Source organism: Bartonella sp. ML70XJBT (assembly GCF_028618425.1).
Lineage (GTDB): Bacteria > Pseudomonadota > Alphaproteobacteria > Rhizobiales > Rhizobiaceae > Bartonella.
The window spans coordinates 1-20455 of the sequence record NZ_JAQISX010000020.1 but is presented as its reverse complement, the minus strand read 5'-3'; the positions used below and the strand labels follow the sequence as shown (position 1 = coordinate 20455).

The following is a 20455-nucleotide window of genomic DNA, read 5'->3' as shown; positions in this document are numbered from 1 at the left end:
CGGCAAACGTAGCGAGGTGAGATTATGGCCAAAGTAAGTGCCGTTGAAAAAAATAAGCGTCGTGAGGTGATGGTGAAGCGTTATGCTGCGCGTCGTGCACGTTTGAAAGCAATCGTTATGGATCAGAAGGTTTCTCTTGAAGAACGTTTTAAGGCTTCTGTTCAGTTGGCAGAATTACCGCGTAATTCTTCGAAAGTTCGTATTCGTAATCGCTGTGAGGTTTCAGGTCGTCCACGGGCTTATTATCGTAAGTTAAAGATGTCACGGATTGCATTGCGTGAACTTGGCTCTATTGGCCATATTCCTGGTATTGTAAAGTCTAGTTGGTAAGAGGAGATTATCTAATGTCTATGTCAGATCCTCTTGGTGATATGTTAACACGTATTCGTAATGCACTTGGTCGTAAAAAAGGCAAGGTGGTTACTCCAGCTTCAAAGCTTCGTGCACATGTTCTTGATGTTCTTCAGTCAGAGGGTTATATTCGCGGATATAATCAAGTTGATTTGGGTGATGGAAAATCTGAGCTTGAAATCGAATTGAAGTATTTTGAAGGGATGGCTGCTATTCGTGAAATTTCGCGTGTATCAAAGCCTGGTCGTCGTGTGTATGTTTCTGCTAAGTCACTTCCGCAGGTGGCAAATGGTTTAGGTATTTCGATCTTATCGACTCCTAAAGGCGTTATGGCTGATCATGAAGCGCGTGAACAGAATGTTGGTGGTGAACTTCTTTGTCGTGTTTTCTAAGTTATGTCCAAGAAAACAGAAGAAAAATAGGTTAGAACAATGTCTCGTATTGGAAAAAAGCCCATTTCAATTCCTTCTGGAGTTACCGCAACTGTTGAAGGTCAGCTGGTCAAAGCAAAAGGTCCGAAAGGTGAGCTGAGTTATGTCGTAAATGACGAAGTCTTAGTTAAATTCGAGGACAATGTCATATCAGTTATGCCCCGGGATCAGTCAAAAGATGCGCGCTCTAAATGGGGGATGTCACGCTCAATGATTGAAAACATTTTTTGTGGTGTAAAAGATGGTTTTGAAAAGAGGTTAGAGATCAGTGGGGTTGGTTATCGTGCTGCTTTGCAGGGTAAGGATATTCAACTCTCTCTAGGTTTTTCGCATGATGTGGTTTATAAAGTTCCGTCGGGTGTTACTGTAACTGTTCCTAAACCCACAGAGATTGTTATTTCTGGAATTGATAAACAGCAAGTTGGACAAGTTGCAGCGGAGATTCGTGAGTATCGTAGACCTGAGCCTTATAAAGGTAAAGGTGTTAAGCATGCAGATGAACGTATCTTCCGTAAAGAAGGTAAAAAGAAATAAGGATTTTGTATTATGCTTTCATCTAAGGACATTATCCAGCGCCGTGCGAGACGTGTTCGTCGTAGAATCAAGATGGTTTCTCACGATCGTCCGCGGCTTAGCGTTTATCGTTCAAATCAGAACATCTACGCGCAAGTTATTGATGATTTACGGGGATGTACACTTGTTTCAGCTTCTACTCTTGAAAGTGATTTGAAAAAATCCTTAAAAAGTGGATCTGATAAAGAAGCCGCTTTCGCTGTGGGTAAGTTAATTGCTGAACGTGCGAAGCAAGCTGGTGTCAATGAAGTGGTTTTTGATCGTGGTGCTTATTTGTACCATGGTCGAGTCAAGGCTTTGGCTGAAGCTGCTCGTGAAGGTGGTTTGAACTTTTAAAGTTTTCTCCTTATGGATGGGGCTGGATACTTTAGAGCATTTCGTTTAAGTTCTTCTGATTTGATGAAGAGCTTTGTTATCGTGCTTCCGGAAAAGAAAAAGGAATGAGGAATGGCACAAAAAGAACGTGGTGAAAGAGAAGAACGCGATAATGAGTTTGTCGATAGGCTTGTTCATATTAATCGTGTTGCTAAAGTTGTAAAGGGTGGTCGGCGTTTTGGTTTTGCTGCTCTTGTTGTCGTTGGAGATCAGAAAGGGCGTGTGGGCTTTGGACACGGTAAAGCGCGTGAAGTTCCTGAGGCCGTTCGTAAAGCAACGGAATCTGCAAAGCGTGGAATGATTTATGTTCCACTTCGCTCGGGACGTACATTGCATCATGATCTTGAAGGTTGTCACGGAGCAGGCCGTGTTTTGCTTCGTTCAGCGTCTGCTGGTACTGGTATTATTGCTGGGGGACCGATGCGTGCTATTTTTGAAGCTCTTGGTATGCAGGATGTTGTTGCGAAGTCACTAGGATCATCAAATCCTTATAATATGGTTCGTGCAACATTTGATGCTTTGAAACATCAAATGCATCCGAGAGATATTGCTGCTCAGCGTGGTATCAAATATTCGACTTTGCAGGCGCGTCGTCGTCATTTAGTCGATGTAGAAGGGTAGTTTCTGAGATTGTCAGAAAAGGAATTAGGAAATGGTTCAGAAAAAATCTCAGAGTAGTAAAACTGTGACAGTAGAGCAAATTGCGAGCCCTATTCGAAATTCACAGATTCAGCGTGCAACCTTGAAGGGGCTTGGGCTCAATAAAATGCGTCGCCGGCGCGTTTTAGAAGATACACTTTGTGTACGGGGTATGATTGCTCGAGTTCGGCATCTTGTTCGTGTTATAGATGAAGATTAAGGGTTGCAGGAGTATTAGATATGAAACTCAATGAACTACGTGATTGCGAAGGCGCAACAAAAAATCGTAAGCGTGTTGGACGTGGTATTGGTTCGGGTATTGGTAAGACTGGTGGTCGCGGTGTAAAAGGACAAAAATCCCGTTCTGGTGTCTCTCTTAACGGTTTTGAAGGTGGGCAAATGCCTATCTATCGCCGTTTACCAAAACGTGGGTTTAAAAATTTCTTTTCTAAAACCTACAATGAAGTTTCCTTGGGACGTATTCAGTTAGCTGTTGATGCAGGTAAGTTGAATATTGAAAAGCCGGTTGATATGATTACCTTGAAAGAGGCTGGTGTTATTCGTCGAGAGAAGAGTGGGGTTCGTCTTCTTTCTGATGGTGATTTGAAAGCTAAGATTACCTTTCATGTTTCTGGTGCTTCACAAGCTGCTCGTGTTAAGATTGAAAAAGTGGGTGGTCAGATTATTTTTCCTGATGTTATTCAATAATTTTTTTGATATAAGTCATGATTTAAAGAAGAGGTACATCTATTCTTTTGAATATTTTGTGGGAATTGTTTAAGTTCTGCGATTATTTGTGTGTAAAGATATGAATTTTAGAGTTATAGTTCTGTAACTTAAAGAACTGAAGTGTGAAGTGGAGACGTTTTATGGCATCAGCAGCAGAGCAATTTGCTTCCAATATAAACTTCGGTACCTTTTCGCGTGCAACTGAGTTAAAGAAACGTATCTGGTTTACTCTGGCGGCACTTCTTGTCTATCGTTTTGGCACTTATATTTCTCTTCCGGGTATTAATATTGATGCTTTGCGGCAAACATTTGAACATCATGCATCAGGTGTTTTAGGACTTTTTAATATGTTTGCTGGAGGCGCTGTTGGGCGTATGGCAATTTTTGCGCTAGGAATTATGCCCTATATATCGGCATCTATTATTGTACAATTGCTCACGTCCGTTATTCCTTCTTTGGAGACTCTTAAAAAGGAGGGTGATGTCGGTCGTAAGGTGATTAATCAATATACGCGCTATGTGACAGTCGTATTGGCTATTCTGCAAGCTTTTGGTATTGCGGTTGCGCTTGAAAGCGGTATAGGGACAGGACTTCAAATTGTTCTAGAACCAGGTCTCATGTTTCGTATCTCTTCTGTTATTACACTTGTTGGCGGAACAATGTTTCTCATGTGGCTTGGTGAGCAAATTACGTCACGCGGTGTTGGTAATGGGGTTTCTCTCATCATTTTTACAGGGATTGTAGCCAACTTTCCTTCTACTTTTGCTCAGCTTTTGACTGCGCATAGTCAGGCTGATTTATCAACTTTTCTTTTAATAGCAATCGTTTTTATTGCTGTCTTGGTTATCGGACTTATTGTTTTTATAGAACGTGCGCAACGGCGGATTATTATTCAGTACCCGAAACGTCAGGTTGGTAACCAAATGTTTCAAGGCGATATGTCGCATCTTCCTTTAAAATTGAATACTGCTGGTGTTATTCCGCCTATTTTTGCTTCATCTTTATTGTTATTACCCGCCACTATTAATAATTTTTCTGATAAAATGCCACAATGGATGCAAACAATTTCTTATTCTCTTGGTCATGGGCAGCCACTTTATATGATTGTTTATGCATTTTTAATGGCGTTTTTTTGCTTTTTTTATACAGCTATTGTGTTTAATCCGAGTGATACTGCGGATCAGTTGAAGAAACATTCTGGTTTTATTCCAGGAATTCGTCCAGGTGAACGTACAGCGGAATATATTGATTATGTTTTGACGCGTATTACTGTTGTGGGCGCTATTTATATTATCTTGGTTTGTTTACTCCCTGAATTTATGATATCTGCATTCCAGGTTCCTTTTTATCTTGGGGGGACGTCTTTGCTGATTGTTGTGACTGTTACTCTTGATACAGTTGCTCAAATCCAGGGGCATCTTGTTGCACACCAATATGAAGGGTTGATAAAAAAATCAAAACTTCGTGGAGGTCGAAGAAATAGATGAGAGTGGTTCTTTTAGGCCCTCCTGGAGCAGGAAAAGGGACGCAAGCTAAGATGTTAACTGAGGAATATAATATTCCTCATTTATCAACAGGAGATATGTTACGTGAGGTTATTGCTAAAGAAACGGAAATTGGTAAAAAAGCTAAAGCTATTATAAGTTCAGGTTCTTTGGTTCCTGATAGTCTTGTTAATCAAATCGTATCAGATCGGATTGATGAGCCTGATTGTGTAAATGGTTTTATTTTGGATGGATATCCAAGGACTGTAGGACAGGCAGAAGCATTACAACAGATACTTGAGTCAAAAAATATGCACCTTGATGCTGTCATTGAGTTGTGTGTTGATGAAGGTGCATTGATTGAACGTATGGAAAAGCGCGTTCAGGATACAATAGCGGCCGGTGGACAGATCCGTTTAGATGATAACCCTGTTGCTTTTACAAAAAGATTAGTAGAATACCGTGAAAAAACATCTCCTTTATCAAAATTTTATTCAGAGAGAGGAATGTTAAAGGTCATTGATGGAATGATTGATATTACTGAAGTGACGCATAAGATTAAAGGTTTTCTTTCATGAGATTTTTTAGAATTAAATGAAAAGAGTTGACTTTTGAGATGAAATCTATCACAAACAACTTTAATTTATTTCAATTAAATAAGTGGATTCGGAAGGATTTTGTTCTGAGTCTGTTTTTTCTATAAGGTACATCAGGTATTTTATAATAATTTGTCAACATAACTAAGGAGAGTAGGCGTGGCTCGTATTGCTGGCGTCAATATCCCGACAAATAAGCGTGTCATTATTGCGCTTCAATATATCCACGGGATTGGACCAAAATTTGCTCAAAAAATTATTGAAAAGGTTGGCATTCCCGCGGGCCGTCGTGTGCATGAGCTTTCAGATGCCGAGGTGCTACAGATTCGTGAAGCAATAGATCAGGGATATCAAGTTGAAGGTGATCTTCGTCGTGAAGTTGCTATGAATGTTAAGCGTTTGATGGACCTTGGTTGTTATCGTGGATTGCGTCATCGTCGGTCTTTACCTGTCCGGGGACAGCGTACACATACAAATGCTCGTACACGTAAGGGACCTGCTAAGGCAATTGCTGGTAAGAAGAAATAAGAAGCTTTTTGGAAGTTTATTTATTCTGTTTCTTGTTGAAAGCGGTTTGACAAGAAACAGAAGGTGGAGCTGCTGATATTACGGCAGTGTTGAGATCGTTGAAAGGAAAACTATGGCCAAGGAAGCCACACGTGTTCGTCGTCGCGAACGTAAAAATATTTCATCGGGTGTTGTGCATATCAATTCAACATTTAATAATACAATGATTACCATTACTGATGCTCAGGGAAATGCAATTGCTTGGTCATCTGCTGGCGCTCAAGGGTTTAAGGGGGCGCGTAAATCTACACCTTTTGCCGCTCAAGTTGCTGCGGAAGATTGTGCGAGAAAAGCACAAGAACATGGTATGCGTTCTTTGGAAGTTGAAGTTTGTGGTCCTGGGGCAGGGCGTGAATCTGCTTTACGTGCGTTGCAATCTGTTGGTTTTGTCATCACTTCTATTCGTGATGTAACACCAATTCCTCATAATGGATGTCGTCCGCGTAAAAGGCGGCGTGTTTAATTGGGTGTTGTTTTTTGTTGTCGGAGATTTCTCTGATGTTCACATTGGTCGTTACGATTGAATGGTAACGGAACTAAAGAACGGGAATAAAAATATGATCCAGAAAAACTGGCAGGAACTTATTAAACCCAACAAGGTTGAATCATATACGCATGATAATCCGAATATTACAAGCGTAATCGCTGAGCCTCTTGAGCGTGGGTTTGGTTTGACTTTAGGAAATGCACTTCGTCGTGTGTTGTTATCTTCGCTTCGTGGTGCTGCTATTACTGCTGTACAGATTGATGGTGTCTTACATGAATTTTCATCAATTCCAGGTGTCCGTGAAGATGTTACAGATATTATTCTGAATATAAAGGAAATTGCGCTTCGTATGGAAGAAGAAGGGCCTAAACGTCTCGTCGTTTATAAAGAGGGTCCTGGTGTTGTGAAAGCAGGGGACATCAGTATCGTTGGGGATATGGAAATCCTCAATCCGGATCATGTTATTTGTACCCTTGATGAAGATGCTGAAATTCGTATGGAATTTATTGTCAATACGGGGAAAGGGTATGTTCCATCTGATCGGAATTGTGTCGATGATGGGCGCATAGGATTAATTCCAATTGATAGTCTTTATTCACCAATTCGTAAAGTGTCTTATAAAGTGGAAAATACACGTGAAGGTCAGGTTCTCGATTATGATAAATTGACGTTAACGATTGAAACGAATGGTGCTGTTAATGGAGAAGATGCTGTTGCTTTTGCAGCGCGCATTCTTCAGGATCAATTATCGTTATTTATTAACTTTGAAGAGCCTCAGAAAGAGCCTGTTGAAGAGGCGGATTCTGAGCTTTCCTTTAATCCGGCACTTCTCAAAAAAGTGGATGAATTAGAGCTTTCGGTTCGTTCGGCAAATTGTCTTAAGAATGATAATATTGTTTATATTGGTGATCTTATTCAAAAAACAGAATCTGAAATGCTTCGAACACCAAATTTTGGTCGTAAGTCATTGAATGAGATTAAAGAAGTTTTGGCATGTATGGGGTTACATCTTGGAATGGAAATTCCTGCATGGCCGCCTGAAAACATTGATGATCTTGCTAAACGTTATGAAGATCAGTATTAAAATTAGAATTTAAGGAGAGGGCTTATGCGCCATAGTAAGTCAGGCCGCAAGTTGAACCGGACTGCCAGTCACCGTAAAGCGATGTTTGCAAATATGGCAACTTCGTTGATCGAGCATGAGCAGATTGTGACAACACTTCCAAAGGCTAAAGAAATTCGTCCTATTGTTGAAAAGCTTGTTACTCTTGGTAAGCGTGGTGGTTTGCACGCGCGTCGACAAGCAATTGCAGCACTTCGTGATACAGAAAAGGTTGCAAAGTTATTTGATACACTTGCGCCGCGTTATGCTTCACGCAATGGTGGATATTTGCGTATTATGAAAGCGGGGTTTCGTACCGGTGATAATGCGCCCATGGCTGTTATAGAATTTGTTGATCGTGATGTCGAAGCAAAGGGGGCAGGGGATCGTGCTCGTATGGAAGCTTCAGAGAATGAGAAGAGCACGTCCTCATAAGTTTTTTATTTTATTGGTTTTTAAAAGGCCGCCTTGTCTTAGGCGGTTTTTTTTATGCTTATTTTTAAAGTTTGTTTTACTTGAGAAATCGATGGTGAGAAAAAATTATAGGATATTGAATTGTTTTATTTTTATAATATTTACTGTTTAAATAGGTTGTTTTTATTCTCTATTATGAAATATTAATAGAAATCCTTTATTTATGGGGATGCTTTTAAAAAATTCTATGAATATTCAACAGAATGGGCTGATTTTATAAGGAGTAGATTATGAGGTATTCTTTTGGGGTGCGGCTTTTTTTTGCCATTATGATGCTGATATCGTTTGATCATGTATATGCTCATGTTCCTCAAACACAAAAAGAAATCACTCTTTCATTTGCTCCTTTAGTTAAAAAGACAGTTCCCTCTGTGGTCAATATTTATGCAGCTCGACAAATTAGAGCACGTTCACCTTTTGAGGGTGATCCATTTTTTGAGCAATTTTTTGGTCGTTTGCAAAATAATTTTCCTGTTCGTAAGCAATCATCATTAGGATCAGGAGTGATTGTTGATGCGCGTGGTTTGATTGTTACAAATTACCACGTCATTAAAGATGCAAGCGAAATTAAGGTAGCTTTTTCTGATGGGCGAGAATTTGAGAGTAAGGTCGTACTCAAAGATGAAGCAACCGATATTGCTATTTTGGAAGTTGATGTAAAAGATACACAGTTTCCTGTTCTTCCTTTGGGGGATTCTGATACTGTTGAAGTTGGTGATCTTGTTTTAGCCATTGGTAATCCTTTTGGTGTTGGTCAAACGGTTACAAGTGGTATTGTTTCAGCGCAAGCGCGTACACGTGTTGGGATTTCAGATTTTGACTTTTTTATTCAAACAGATGCAGCCATTAATCCAGGAAATTCTGGTGGCGCTTTAATTGATATGAAGGGACAATTAATCGGAATTAATACGGCTATTTATTCACGTTCCGGTGGTTCTGTAGGGATTGGTTTTGCTATTCCAGTTAATCTTGTAAAAGTGATGCTTGATACAGTTAAACGCGGTGGAAAATATTTTGTGCCACCTTATATTGGGGCATCCTTTCAAAATGTTACACCTGATATTGCTGGTGGTTTAGGTTTAGAACGCCCTTATGGTGCTCTTATTATTGAAGTTATCAAAGACAGTCCTGCTGAAAAAGCCGGTTTGAAAGTAGGTGATGTTATTTTGAGTGTACAGGGGGTGCGCGTTGATAGTCCAGATAGTCTTGGGTATCGTTTAATGACAGCGGACATTGGCCATAGTCTTGCTTTAGAATATTTACGAAGTGGAAAAATTTTAAAAACACAGATGAAGGTTGCATCAATATCGGAAACTGCATTTTTAAAATCTGAAAAAATTACAGGTGATAATCCTCTTGCTGGGGCCGAAGTGTTAGATTTAACACCGCAAAATAGTCGACGTTTTCATCTTCCTATATCGGCAAAAGGTGTTGTGATTACCAGTCTTGATGAAATGAGCAATGCTGCGGGAATTTTTCGGCCCAGAGATATCTTACGTGTTGTCAATGGCTATAAGATTCAAACAGTTCATCAGTTGAAAAAGATTCTTATGCAAACGCGTTCGCGTACTTGGCAATTGGAATATGAACGTGATGGTATGTATATTCGCCAATTTATTCGTTGAGGTTTTTTTTGAAGAAAGATTTTTTTACTTCGTCGATTGATCCTAAAGTTAATAAAAATCAGCCACTTGCGGAAAGAATGCGTCCTTGTTCTCTCAATGAAGTTGTGGGACAAAAACATTTAATTGGAGAGGATGGTTTGCTTTCACGGATGGTGGCAGCGGGCTCAATTGGATCGATGATTTTTTGGGGGCCTCCAGGGACCGGAAAAACAACAGTTGCACGTTTGTTAGCACTTGAAACAAATTTTGCGTTTGAACAAATTTCTGCTATTTTTACAGGTGTTTCTGAACTTAAAAAGATTTTTGAAGTTGCACAGAGGCGTTTTATGTCTGGGGATAAAACGCTTCTCTTTGTTGATGAAATTCATCGGTTTAATCGTGCACAGCAGGATAGTTTTCTTCCTGTGATGGAAGATGGTACGGTGGTTCTTATCGGTGCAACAACTGAAAATCCTTCTTTTGAACTTAATGCTGCTCTTCTTTCGCGTGCGCGGGTTTTAACATTTTTTTCTCATGATCATGAAAGTTTAGGCATGCTTTTGAAGAACACTGAAAAAGTGGTAGGGAAGTCTCTTCCTTTGGATGATGGGGCCAGAGATACTTTGATAGGGATGTCTGATGGAGATGCGCGGGTAGCATTGACATTAGCAGAGGAAGTTTGGTCTGTTGTGCGTTCCGGAGAGATTCTTGATGCTGGTGCGTTGCAAAAAGTTATTCAGCGTCGTGCACCCATTTATGATAAAGGACGAGATGGGCACTATAATCTTATTTCAGCGTTGCATAAATCTGTTCGTGGCTCTGATCCTGATGCGGCGCTTTATTATTTAGCACGTATGTTGGATGCTGGTGAAGATCCTCTCTATATTGGGCGAAGATTGGTTCGTATGGCTGTTGAAGATGTTGGTTTGGCGGATCCCCAAGCTCTTGTCATTTGTAATGCGGCAAAAGATGCCTATGATTATTTAGGATCACCAGAAGGAGAATTGGCTTTGGCACAGGCATGTCTTTATGTTGCAACGGCACCAAAGTCAAACGCGACATATCTTGCATATAAAGCTGCATTGCGTTGTGCACAAAAAAATGGTTCTTTACCACCTCCTAAACATATCCTTAATGCATCGACGAAATTGATGAAGGAGGAAGGGTATGGAGATGGTTATTGTTATGATCATGATGAACCAGATGCCTTCTCTGGACAAGAATATTTTCCCGAAAAACTTGGGCGACAGAGTTATTATAAACCAGTTGAGCGTGGATTTGAGCGTGAAATTGTGAAACGTCTTGAATGGTGGAAACAATTGCGCAAAAAACGTAAAAATAAACCATAAAATTTGAGTTAAAACACGTTTTTTATTGAACTTAGATTTATTTTTTATTCCTCGTTTTATTGTATGAACAATTTAGTTTTATTTTTAACATTTATTATATTGCTCGTAGTGCAATTTTTTTGATCCCTTCAAAAAGCATATCTTTTTATGATTTTAATTGATTAAGATATTGATTATCCAATGTTTTGTATGTTGAATGAGAACTTCAGATACTATACGATTCTCTCATGCCAAATCTCATCAATCACAACCATTCGCTTGTATGTTACATGCTGGATCACGTGTGATAAAAACTATACAAGAATAAAACTAAAAATGACTCTTATGAAGAGTCTTAAGTGTTGAGAGCCACTGCACCATTGGGGGTGGGAAAAGTGGGTGGTGGTGTGATGATTGTGGTACTGAGCATAAAGAGGTTGTTGCTCAATGGATTTTACATATACCATTTCACAAGCGCCGTCAAAAAATGGGTGTAACGAGCGTTGAAAGATGCTTTTTTAAACAAGTACGTGAATATGCAACATAAAAGTGTTTTGTTTTTCGATGCAATAGGGTGTGGTTTTGATTGATGAGGCGTTTTTGTGTAATTAAGGGGAGAGTTTGTCTCTTAGAAAATTAAGGGGTAGGCAGAAAGATCAAACATTGTGTTGAAATTTAAATTGTTTCTTTTCTAGAAAGAGATAAATGTGTTAATTTGCTCTCGTGTAGAAGTATTATTTTATTTAGATTCTATGTTGTGTCATAAAATAGGGAATACCAGTTCTTTATTTTGCGGGTTATGATATGTTATAGACATAACGTAAGGGTAAGGATGAAAATAGTCTGTGAAAATCTAAACTTAAAGCTTTAGTTAAATTAAAAGTGCAATGTACAGTTTAAGTATTAGATTGTTATGAATCGTCAAGGATATAATCGTGGATAAAACAAAAGCTCTCGATGCTGCTCTCGCTCAAATTGAACGTTCTTTCGGTAAAGGCTCCATTATGCGTCTTGGGCAAAAGGAGCAAGTTGTTGAAATTGAAACAGTTCCAACGGGGTCATTGTCCTTGGATATTGCTTTGGGTGTTGGTGGATTACCAAAAGGGAGGATTGTTGAGATTTATGGACCAGAAAGTTCTGGAAAGACAACATTGGCTCTTCATGCTATTGCTGAAGCACAGAAAATTGGTGGGATTTGTGCTTTTATTGATGCTGAGCACGCCCTTGATCCTATTTATGCGCGAAAGCTCGGCGTTGATTTAGAAAACTTGTTTATTTCTCAACCTGATACCGGTGAGCAGGCATTAGAAATTACAGAAACATTGGTGCGTTCTGGTGCTGTTGATGTACTTGTTGTTGATTCTGTGGCGGCTTTAACGCCGCGTGCAGAAATTGATGGAGAAATGGGTGATGCTTTACCTGGATTGCAAGCACGCTTGATGAGTAAAGCTTTGCGGAAACTTACGGCTTCAATTTTCCGCTCTAACTGTATGGTGATCTTTATTAATCAAATTCGCATGAAAATTGGTGTGATGTTTGGTTCTCCTGAAACGACAACAGGTGGGAATGCTTTAAAGTTTTATGCTTCTGTTCGTTTGGATATTCGCCGCATTGGCTCCATTAAAGATCGGGATATGATCGTTGGTAATCAGACCCGTGTTAAAGTGGTGAAGAATAAATTGGCTCCTCCCTTCAAACAGGTTGAATTTGATATTATTTATGGTGAGGGGATTTCCAAATTAGGTGAATTGATTGATTTGGGAGTCAAAGTTGGTATTGTGGAAAAATCTGGCTCATGGTTTTCTTATAATTCTCAACGTTTAGGGCAGGGACGTGAAAATGCGAAGCAGTTTTTGCGGCAACATCCGGAAATTGCTGCAGAAATCGAAACAGCTTTGCGTCAAAATGCTGGTTTGATTGCCATTGAATTGTTAGAAAATGCAGGAGCAGATGTAACAGAAAGTGATGAAGCAATTTGATGCTATGTTTATTTGAGCATTAAGTGCTTTATTTAGGTTTTTTCTATTTTTATTTGTTTGAGTTTTAAATATACAGTCATTTTTTTCTCAATTTTTTTAAATGAAATTCCATTCTTTGATTAAATCAACTCCATGCTTGGCAAAGAGGATATTTAACGAGGGGGATTTTTCTTTTATGGTTTGGTGCTGTATTCTGCAGGTATTGATATGAATAGTGTTAATAATATCCGGTCAACATTTTTGGATTATTTTCATCGTAATGGGCATAAAGTTCTTTCTTCTAGCCCCCTTGTTCCACGTAATGATCCCACACTCATGTTTACAAATGCAGGAATGGTACAGTTTAAAAATGTTTTTACTGGACTTGAACAGCATTCTTATAAAAAGGCAACAACGGCGCAAAAATGTGTTCGTGCGGGTGGAAAGCATAATGATCTTGACAATGTTGGCTATACAGCGCGCCATCATACGTTTTTTGAGATGCTGGGTAATTTTTCCTTTGGTGATTATTTCAAAGAAGAAGCCATTTTTTTATCATGGAATCTTTTAACAAAGGAGTTTTGTCTTCCTAAAGATAAATTGTTGGTAACTGTTTATCAGAGTGATGATGTTGCGGCACAATTATGGCGTAAAATTTCAGGTCTTTCAGACAAAAAAATTATCCGTATTGCGACGGCAGATAATTTTTGGTCGATGGGAGAAACTGGTCCCTGTGGTCCTTGTTCAGAGATTTTTTATGATCATGGTGATGAAATTTTTGGGGGACCTCCTGGAAGTGTGGATGAAGATGGTGATCGTTTTATTGAGATTTGGAATCTTGTCTTTATGCAGTATGAGCAGTTTAGTAAGGAAGAGCGGATTGAATTGCCTCATCCTTCTATCGATACTGGTATGGGGTTAGAGCGTATTGCTGCTGTTTTACAGGGGGTGCATGATAATTATGACATTGATCTTTTTCGTGCATTAATTGGTGCATCACAAGAAATGACAGGGATTGAGGCAAAGGGTGATTTTATTGCCAGCCATCGTGTCATTGCTGATCATCTTCGCTCATGCGCATTTTTGATTGCGGATGGTGTTCTTCCTTCTAATGAGGGAAGGGGATATGTTTTACGTCGTATTATGCGTCGTGCTATGCGTCATGCACATCTGCTTGGTGCTAAAGAACCCTTAATGTGGCGGCTTTTGCCTGCTCTTATCCGCGAAATGGGACAAGCTTATCCAGAATTGGTGCGTGCTGAATCTTTGATTGCAGAAACTTTGAAGCTAGAAGAAGTGCGCTTTCGCAAGACTCTTGAACGAGGATTGGGGTTGTTAAATGATGCAAGTGCTCATCTTAAAGAAGGTGATGATTTAAATGGTGAAGTTGCTTTCAAGCTTTATGACACCTATGGCTTTCCACTTGACTTAACGCAGGATGTTCTTCGGCGTCGTGGAATATCTGTTGATGTTGATACCTTTGATAAAGCAATGGAACACCAGAAAGAAGAAGCCCGTGCTCATTGGTCTGGTTCAGGTGAAGTTGTAGCAGAGACAATTTGGTTTTCTATTCGTGATCTGGTAGGGGTTACAGAATTTTTGGGTTATGAAACAGAAAAAGCTGAAGGTATTATTACAGCTCTTGTGTGTGATGGTAAAATTGTTGATGAGGTTTCTTCAGGGCAGAAAGCTATTCTTGTGTTAAATCAGACTCCTTTTTATGGTGAATCTGGTGGGCAAGTTGGTGATAGCGGTATTATTTCTGGTGAAAATTTTATTTTTGAAGTGCACGATACACAGAAAAAGGCTGAGGGTGTTATTCTTCATATCGGAAAGGTTAAATCTGGTCAGGCAAAGGCATCTGATTGTTTAGAATTAACGGTTGATGGTATTCGTCGTAAAAAAATTCGTGCCAATCATTCTGCTACCCATTTATTACACGAGGCTTTACGTCAAGTATTGGGATCCCATGTTACACAGAAGGGCTCTCTTGTCTCGCCGGAACGGTTACGTTTTGATTTTTCTCATCCAAAATCTGTTTCTGCAGAAGAATTGAAAAAAATAGAAGATTTAGCAAATGACATTGTTTTGCAAAATAGCGAGATAACAACCCGCCTTATGGCTGTTGATGATGCAATTTCTGAAGGGGCAATGGCACTTTTTGGTGAAAAATATGGTGACGAAGTACGTGTTGTTTCGATGGGAGACTTGCTTGAAAAAGGAAGATTAAAAAAGCGTTGGTCAATTGAACTTTGTGGAGGAACACATGTGGAAAGAACGGGGGATATTGGTTTGATTCATATTGTTTCTGAAAATTCTGTCGCTTCTGGAGTACGTCGTATTGAAGCTTTAACAGGCACAGCAGCACGTCTTTATCTGAGATGCCAAGAGGCGCGTATCCGTGAAATTGCTAATCTTTTAAAAACTTCTGCTACGGGTGTAGAAGAACGGATTGAAAATTTGCTTGAAGATCGCCGTAAACTTGAAAAAGAGTTGAATGATGTGCGCAAAAAAATGCTGCTGAGTGGTGAAACAAAGAGAGATGGTCAAGATGATATTAGTATCATCAATGAACTTTCTTTTATGGGACGTGTTGTGAACAATATTCCACCACGGGATCTTAAGGCACTTGTTGATTCTGGTAAAAAACAAATTGAATCAGGGGTTATTGCTTTTATTGCTGTTTCAGAAGATGGCAAGGGGAGTGCTGTTGTTGGTGTTACGGATGATTTAACAGATAAGTTAAATGCTGTTGATCTCGTTCGTATTCTTTCATCTGTTCTTGGTGGGAAAGGCGGTGGAGGGCGTCCTGATATGGCCCAGGCTGGTGGTCCTGAGGGGAACAAGGCTGATGAGGCATTTGCAGCACTAAAAGATTTTCTAGAAAAATTTAAAAAGTAAAAAATTTCCTTATCGGTGTTTTTTACATTTGTATGTTGGATTGGCGTCTAAACGGATGTCTGTCTGGTGTATTACTAAAATGTAGATACAGTCTCATTGAGAGAGATAAAATCGTAAAGATAAAAAAAACAGTGTTGCGTTGGCAAAATTATGGGGTGATTCGTGCTTTTGTATATGAACTGAACGGATCATATATTTCATGAAATATAGCATCTATTATATTGATTTTAAAAGAAATATCTCTATTCATATTTCACAATAAGAATTATGAAGAGGATAACGAAAGATTTATTGCAGAACAGTTTCTTAAGCTTATGAAGTTGTAATATATCGTTTTTTCTTTTCAAGTTGCTTAAATTATTACTCGCACTTCATAAGAAGTTCATTTTTTAGAGCTGTTTTATTGGTTTCCTTTGCGGCTTATGTATAAGAGAACAGGTTTTTCTGCAAATTACAAAACATATATTAATTTAAATTTTTCTGTGTGCACTTACCGCATTTGCACTAATAAAGTGTTTTTGTAATTTTTGGCATTAAGATATTTTTTTGCATGAGATTTGTGAAGAGTAATTATTTTTATGATGCATGGCTTCATGTAAGGGGATGACGTTTTCATTTTTTCCTTCTCTTTTGGGGGGCGTGATTGTTAAATTGCTTGCTTTTAAAAATTTAGAAAAACGCCCTTCTTTATCGATCAATTCTTGAAAGCTTCCTTTTTCAATTAAATAACCCTGTTCCAGAAAGAGTACCACATCAGCATTGCGTATTGTTGAAAGGCGATGTGCTATAATGAACGTGGTGCGGTTATGACTTATGCAATCAAGAGCATCTTTGACACGTGCTTCTGTTTCAACATCAAGAGCGCTTGTTGCTTCATCAAGAATGAGAATAGGAGCATTTTTTAAAACTGCGCGTGCAATTGCTAACCGTTGTTTTTCTCCACCTGATAATCGAGATCCTCGTTCGCCCACCATTGTGTTATAACGATCAGCTTTTTTTAGAATAAAATCGTGAGCTTCTGCTATTTTTGCTGCTTCGTAAAGTTCTTCCTTTGTTGCACTTTCTTTTCCTATTGAGATATTGTCATGAATACTGCGATTGAAAAGTCCTGTATCTTGAAACACTGTTGCTAGAGATTTTCGTAAAGATTCGCGATTGATCGAGCATATATTTATTCCATCAATGGAGATATGTCCGAAGGTAGGGTCGTATATGCGCTGCAATAAATTGATTAATGTTGTCTTTCCACCTCCTGTTGGTCCTACAATCGCAACAGTTTGCCCTGCTTTAACCTCAAAGGAAATGTCAAAAACACCTTGAGAAGAATTTGGGAATTTATAGGTAACGTGATGAAATTGTATAGCACCTTTAACATTTTGTAGGGAAGGGAGATCTTGTGGTTCGTTGATAGAGAAAGTTGAGTCTTCCATTTCAAAAAACTCTTGCAGTTTCGTTTGTGAGGATATTGCACAATTAATAAAATTGCTCATTTGATCTAGACGGCTAATCATGAGTTGTGCAAATCCGACAAAAGCAACGACTTCACCTACCCTTAATTGACCTCTTGCAACAAAAAAAGCTCCAAGGAGAAGAACACAAACGATTGAAACTGTGGAAGCCATTCGATTTAAGCCACTGGCGAGCGCCCACCAATTGAGAACAGGATTTTGTGCTTTAAGCAGAGCATTTGTATGTTGGTGCAGTATGGACGCTTCTTCCTTTATTCGGTTATAACTTTGTACAATAGAAACATTGGAGATTGAATCACTGACATGTTTAAAAAGGTTATGGTGATAGCATTCTACAGCGGCTTGTCCGTTTTTTGTTTTTCGCATTACTAAACGGGCAATTAAGACATAGATGATGGCAAGTACAACTAAGACTATTGAAAGACGCCAATTCATGTTAAAGGCTGTGGGGATGAGAACCAATAAAGCAACAAGTGTTGAGAGATGTTGACGCATAAAATCAAGCCATATACTTGACATGGTGTCTGTTGCGCGCAAAAGTGTATGGAGTGCGTTGGAAGTTCCGCGTTGTTGATGCCAAATTAAAGGCATGGCAATGATACGTTCAAAAGATTCTGTTAAAACCGTTAAACGGCGTCTATGGGCTAAGCGGTCCGCACCACGAGCAACAAGGACATAAGCGATAATATGGGAAAGACCAAAACAAACCCAAATGGTAAGGGTAGGGATTATCCCTGTTTTTTCTGTAATAGAATCAATAACGCGTCCAAATAAAATAGGTTCTGCAATGGTGATGATCGCTAACATAACATTAGCGTTACAGATCAAAAGGGATGCATTTTTCTCTCTCTTTAGGTAAGTGAGAACACGTGCATAGGTTTTGAATAAGGACACTGTTAATGATCTCCATTCGCTGTTAAGCGTAAAGGCTGTTGATTTTTATAATACTTGAATTCTAGCTAATAAAAATTGAACGTTAAGAAAAGGCAAATTTGAATACTCATTGTAATATGGTGTGATAAAGCCAACGAGAATATGAATTTTTGTGTTTATAAAGGTGCAAAAATAGATCAATAAAATTATCAGGTAAGGGAACTTTCATGGCAGGTGTAGAAATAAAAAAAGTTGAGACAGATGAAAATGGAATGCGTTTAGATCGTTGGTTTAAAGCGCATTATCCAGGGCTTGGATTTGGAGCTTTGCAAAAATTGTTGCGTTCTGGCCAGATACGGGTTGATGGTGGACGTGTTAAAGCCGATACGCGTCTTTTTACAGGTCAAGTTGTTCGTGTGCCGCCTTTACTTGTTGGTAACAAGGAAAGCCTTCCTATAACAGATAAAACAATTCGCGGACAGGGTGATGGAGTCATTTTAAAAAAAATGTTGCTCTATGAAGATCCAAAGGTCTTTGTTTTTAACAAACCAGCAGGTCTTGCTGTACAAGGAGGCTCTGGTTTAACACGTCATATAGACAGTATGCTTGAGGTATGGCGCAATAAAAAAGGTGAAAAGCCGCGTTTGGTTCATCGTCTTGATCGTGAGACATCGGGGGTGCTTATTGTTGCCCGTTCTAGGGGAGCTGCACAGGCCTTAACAGCTGCTTTTAGAGAACGGGAAACAAAAAAGACTTATTGGGCGTTGGTTCGGGGCGTTCCTAAAAAAAAACAGGATAAAATTTCAACGTGGATGGTTAAGGAAATGACGGCACAAGGTGATAAAATGCGTGTTTGTGATCATGGGGAGCCGGATTCACATCATGCGGTTTCCTATTACCGCGTTTTAGAGTCGCGCGGACGAGCTCTTTCGTGGCTTGAAATGGAACCTTATACGGGGAGAACACATCAACTGCGTGTGCATGCTGCCCATATGGATCATCCTATCATTGGCGATTCAAAGTATTTTTTTTCTGATAGTAATTGGACATTCCCAGGAGGCATTCAAAATCGCCTTCATCTTCATGCACGTCGTATTCGTATTCCTCATCCTTCAGGAGGCATATTGGATATTGTTGCGCCTTTACCCCCTCATATGGTCCAAAGTTTTAATCTTTTGTCTTTTAATGAGCGTGATGCTGAAACAGAATAAAAAACTTCATTTGTTTTTGAGTTATGAACTTTTAAATATTATCAATTTTATTCCTACAGTTCTTTGTCCATATTGGCTGTATTGTTATTTTTAAAATGGTGTATCTTCGATAATCTTGGGCTTATGAAGCTGCTCTTTTGAATTATCTATAGAGGTGATATATTGGGGAGGCATGTTGGTTCAGGAAGATGAACGAGATAAAGTCTGAAGGATATTGACTGAAAAAGTGATGGCAATTTTTAATTTTTTCATGGGAAATAATTGAAGACTTTTACAGGAACTCTTAGGGAGAACAGCTTCTCAACAAATTGTTGTTTTCAAGGAAGTTTATCCTGCTAGCGGTGGGGTTGGGTATATTTATAGATTTATGGTTTGTATCTTTGCTTATACAATGAGAACTTATGAGCAAAGTGCACCTTTCAATGATCAATTATTCTTCTGTTCGTTTTTCTGAAAGATTATTTTTCACAAAAGAAAAAACAAATCTATTCAAAGATTATGGAAATGTTCCAAGAGGAATAAGTTGAAATGAGGAGTGTCTGATGAGATCATTATTGATTAATCTTAACAAGGTCTCTAAAATATACCGCAGCGTAGACAGTGCACCTGGTTTTACAAACAAGGTGGTTTCTCTTTTTAAGCCAACCTATAGAAACCATCACGTGCTAAAAGATATTAGTTTCACCCTTTTTTCAGGGCAAGCACTCGCCATTGTTGGACCTAATGGAGCCGGAAAATCAACACTGATTAAAATACTTTCTGGTATACAAGCCGCTGATGAGGGGGATGTCAAAGTCTTAGGCGTTAATCCTTATAAAACGAAAAAAGATTTGTTTAAGTCTCTGGGGGTCGTCTTTGGTCACAAAAATTGCTTATGGTGGGATTTACCCTTACGCTATAGTCTAGAAATGGTTCAACCCTTATATGACCTTGAACGGAGCTCTTTTATCCGTGATCTTAAAGAAATCACAGAGTTATTAGACATTGAGCATATCATGGATAAGCCCGTACGCATGCTAAGCCTTGGTGAGAGAGTAAAAAGTGAATTGGCGTTTAATTTGTCCTTTAGACCTAAGCTGTTGTTTTTAGATGAACCAACCATTGGTCTTGATATTACCTCCAAACATGAAATCAGAGAACTGCTTAAAAAACTAAAAAGAGAGCAAGGTTTAGGATTGTAGTTTGACAGTAGGTTTTGTACTAAGTGGGAAGAGGTGGGATTAGTTAGGAATAGGTGGTAATTTGTTGTTTTTATGGTTATTTTTTACCATTAAATGCGCGTTTTGTAAAATTGTATTTTGAC

General features: G+C 39.0%; 20 protein-coding genes. 19 read left to right on the top strand and 1 reads right to left on the bottom strand.

Annotated elements, in window-relative coordinates:
- Positions 1-24 precede the first annotated feature (24 nt).
- From rpsN to alaS, 17 genes are all read left to right on the top strand, one after another.
- Positions 25-330 carry a 30S ribosomal protein S14 gene (gene rpsN / locus PVV65_RS07715; protein ID WP_005773283.1) on the top strand — a complete coding sequence of 102 codons (306 nt, stop codon included), beginning with the start codon at positions 25-27 and terminating at the stop codon, positions 328-330.
- A 14-nt stretch (positions 331-344) separates the two neighbouring features.
- On the top strand, positions 345-743 hold the full coding sequence (gene rpsH, locus PVV65_RS07710) for a 30S ribosomal protein S8 (protein ID WP_273755506.1): 399 nt from the start codon (positions 345-347) through the stop codon (positions 741-743).
- 39 nt (positions 744-782) lie between these two features.
- A complete protein-coding gene (gene rplF, locus PVV65_RS07705; protein WP_273789784.1) occupies positions 783-1316 on the top strand; it encodes a 50S ribosomal protein L6 in 534 nt (177 codons plus the stop codon).
- A gap of 12 nt (positions 1317-1328) precedes the next feature.
- Complete coding sequence (gene rplR / locus PVV65_RS07700; RefSeq protein ID WP_273789783.1) at positions 1329-1691, top strand: 50S ribosomal protein L18; 363 nt, start codon at positions 1329-1331, stop codon at positions 1689-1691.
- A gap of 111 nt (positions 1692-1802) precedes the next feature.
- On the top strand, positions 1803-2351 hold the full coding sequence (gene rpsE / locus PVV65_RS07695; RefSeq protein ID WP_273755508.1) for a 30S ribosomal protein S5: 549 nt from the start codon (positions 1803-1805) through the stop codon (positions 2349-2351).
- A 31-nt stretch (positions 2352-2382) separates the two neighbouring features.
- Complete coding sequence (gene rpmD, locus PVV65_RS07690; RefSeq protein ID WP_273755509.1) at positions 2383-2589, top strand: 50S ribosomal protein L30; 207 nt, start codon at positions 2383-2385, stop codon at positions 2587-2589.
- A gap of 20 nt (positions 2590-2609) precedes the next feature.
- Entirely contained in the window at positions 2610-3077 is a 468-nt protein-coding gene (rplO, locus tag PVV65_RS07685; protein WP_273755510.1) for a 50S ribosomal protein L15, read from the top strand.
- Between the two features lie 161 nt (positions 3078-3238).
- A complete protein-coding gene (secY, locus tag PVV65_RS07680) occupies positions 3239-4585 on the top strand; it encodes a preprotein translocase subunit SecY (RefSeq protein WP_273755539.1) in 1347 nt (448 codons plus the stop codon).
- A complete protein-coding gene (locus PVV65_RS07675; RefSeq protein WP_273789782.1) occupies positions 4582-5160 on the top strand; it encodes an adenylate kinase in 579 nt (192 codons plus the stop codon). The genes secY and PVV65_RS07675 overlap by 4 nt, the downstream gene beginning before the upstream one ends.
- Positions 5161-5337: 177 nt before the next feature.
- Entirely contained in the window at positions 5338-5706 is a 369-nt protein-coding gene (gene rpsM, locus PVV65_RS07670; RefSeq protein ID WP_273789781.1) for a 30S ribosomal protein S13, read from the top strand.
- 112 nt (positions 5707-5818) lie between these two features.
- On the top strand, positions 5819-6208 hold the full coding sequence (rpsK, locus tag PVV65_RS07665) for a 30S ribosomal protein S11 (RefSeq protein WP_005773294.1): 390 nt from the start codon (positions 5819-5821) through the stop codon (positions 6206-6208).
- 94 nt (positions 6209-6302) lie between these two features.
- Positions 6303-7316, top strand: coding sequence for a DNA-directed RNA polymerase subunit alpha (locus PVV65_RS07660; protein WP_120122461.1), 1014 nt, complete (start codon positions 6303-6305; stop codon positions 7314-7316).
- A 24-nt stretch (positions 7317-7340) separates the two neighbouring features.
- The gene (gene rplQ, locus PVV65_RS07655) at positions 7341-7769 is read left to right on the top strand and encodes a 50S ribosomal protein L17 (protein ID WP_273755512.1); all 429 of its coding nucleotides are present in this window, start codon (positions 7341-7343) and stop codon (positions 7767-7769) included.
- A 269-nt stretch (positions 7770-8038) separates the two neighbouring features.
- The gene (locus tag PVV65_RS07650; protein WP_273789780.1) at positions 8039-9433 is read left to right on the top strand and encodes a DegQ family serine endoprotease; all 1395 of its coding nucleotides are present in this window, start codon (positions 8039-8041) and stop codon (positions 9431-9433) included.
- Positions 9434-9441: 8 nt separating this feature from the next.
- Positions 9442-10761, top strand: coding sequence for a replication-associated recombination protein A (locus PVV65_RS07645; RefSeq protein WP_273789779.1), 1320 nt, complete (start codon positions 9442-9444; stop codon positions 10759-10761).
- A 914-nt stretch (positions 10762-11675) separates the two neighbouring features.
- Entirely contained in the window at positions 11676-12719 is a 1044-nt protein-coding gene (gene recA, locus PVV65_RS07640) for a recombinase RecA (protein WP_273789778.1), read from the top strand.
- A 207-nt stretch (positions 12720-12926) separates the two neighbouring features.
- Positions 12927-15599, top strand: coding sequence for an alanine--tRNA ligase (alaS, locus tag PVV65_RS07635; protein ID WP_273789777.1), 2673 nt, complete (start codon positions 12927-12929; stop codon positions 15597-15599).
- 533 nt (positions 15600-16132) lie between these two features.
- Here alaS and PVV65_RS07630 read toward each other — a convergent pair.
- Positions 16133-17962 carry a glucan ABC transporter ATP-binding protein/ permease gene (locus PVV65_RS07630; RefSeq protein WP_273789776.1) on the bottom strand — a complete coding sequence of 610 codons (1830 nt, stop codon included), beginning with the start codon at positions 17960-17962 and terminating at the stop codon, positions 16133-16135.
- Positions 17963-18168: 206 nt separating this feature from the next.
- Here PVV65_RS07630 and PVV65_RS07625 point away from each other — a divergent pair, with 206 nt between their 5' ends.
- Entirely contained in the window at positions 18169-19152 is a 984-nt protein-coding gene (locus PVV65_RS07625; RefSeq protein ID WP_273789775.1) for an RluA family pseudouridine synthase, read from the top strand.
- 542 nt (positions 19153-19694) lie between these two features.
- Positions 19695-20333, top strand: a complete 639-nt coding sequence (locus tag PVV65_RS07620) for an ATP-binding cassette domain-containing protein (RefSeq protein WP_273789774.1) — start codon at positions 19695-19697, stop codon at positions 20331-20333.
- The last annotated feature ends 122 nt before the right edge of the window (positions 20334-20455 follow it).

Coding starts and splice junctions, on each gene's coding strand:
- rpsN (WP_005773283.1), top strand. CDS start 25: ATGGCCAAAGTAAGTGCCGTTGAAAAAAATAAGCGTCGTGAGGTGATG.
- rpsH (WP_273755506.1), top strand. CDS start 345: ATGTCTATGTCAGATCCTCTTGGTGATATGTTAACACGTATTCGTAAT.
- rplF (WP_273789784.1), top strand. CDS start 783: ATGTCTCGTATTGGAAAAAAGCCCATTTCAATTCCTTCTGGAGTTACC.
- rplR (WP_273789783.1), top strand. CDS start 1,329: ATGCTTTCATCTAAGGACATTATCCAGCGCCGTGCGAGACGTGTTCGT.
- rpsE (WP_273755508.1), top strand. CDS start 1,803: ATGGCACAAAAAGAACGTGGTGAAAGAGAAGAACGCGATAATGAGTTT.
- rpmD (WP_273755509.1), top strand. CDS start 2,383: ATGGTTCAGAAAAAATCTCAGAGTAGTAAAACTGTGACAGTAGAGCAA.
- rplO (WP_273755510.1), top strand. CDS start 2,610: ATGAAACTCAATGAACTACGTGATTGCGAAGGCGCAACAAAAAATCGT.
- secY (WP_273755539.1), top strand. CDS start 3,239: ATGGCATCAGCAGCAGAGCAATTTGCTTCCAATATAAACTTCGGTACC.
- PVV65_RS07675 (WP_273789782.1), top strand. CDS start 4,582: ATGAGAGTGGTTCTTTTAGGCCCTCCTGGAGCAGGAAAAGGGACGCAA.
- rpsK (WP_005773294.1), top strand. CDS start 5,819: ATGGCCAAGGAAGCCACACGTGTTCGTCGTCGCGAACGTAAAAATATT.
- PVV65_RS07660 (WP_120122461.1), top strand. CDS start 6,303: ATGATCCAGAAAAACTGGCAGGAACTTATTAAACCCAACAAGGTTGAA.
- rplQ (WP_273755512.1), top strand. CDS start 7,341: ATGCGCCATAGTAAGTCAGGCCGCAAGTTGAACCGGACTGCCAGTCAC.
- PVV65_RS07650 (WP_273789780.1), top strand. CDS start 8,039: ATGAGGTATTCTTTTGGGGTGCGGCTTTTTTTTGCCATTATGATGCTG.
- alaS (WP_273789777.1), top strand. CDS start 12,927: ATGAATAGTGTTAATAATATCCGGTCAACATTTTTGGATTATTTTCAT.
- PVV65_RS07625 (WP_273789775.1), top strand. CDS start 18,169: ATGGCAGGTGTAGAAATAAAAAAAGTTGAGACAGATGAAAATGGAATG.
- PVV65_RS07620 (WP_273789774.1), top strand. CDS start 19,695: ATGAGATCATTATTGATTAATCTTAACAAGGTCTCTAAAATATACCGC.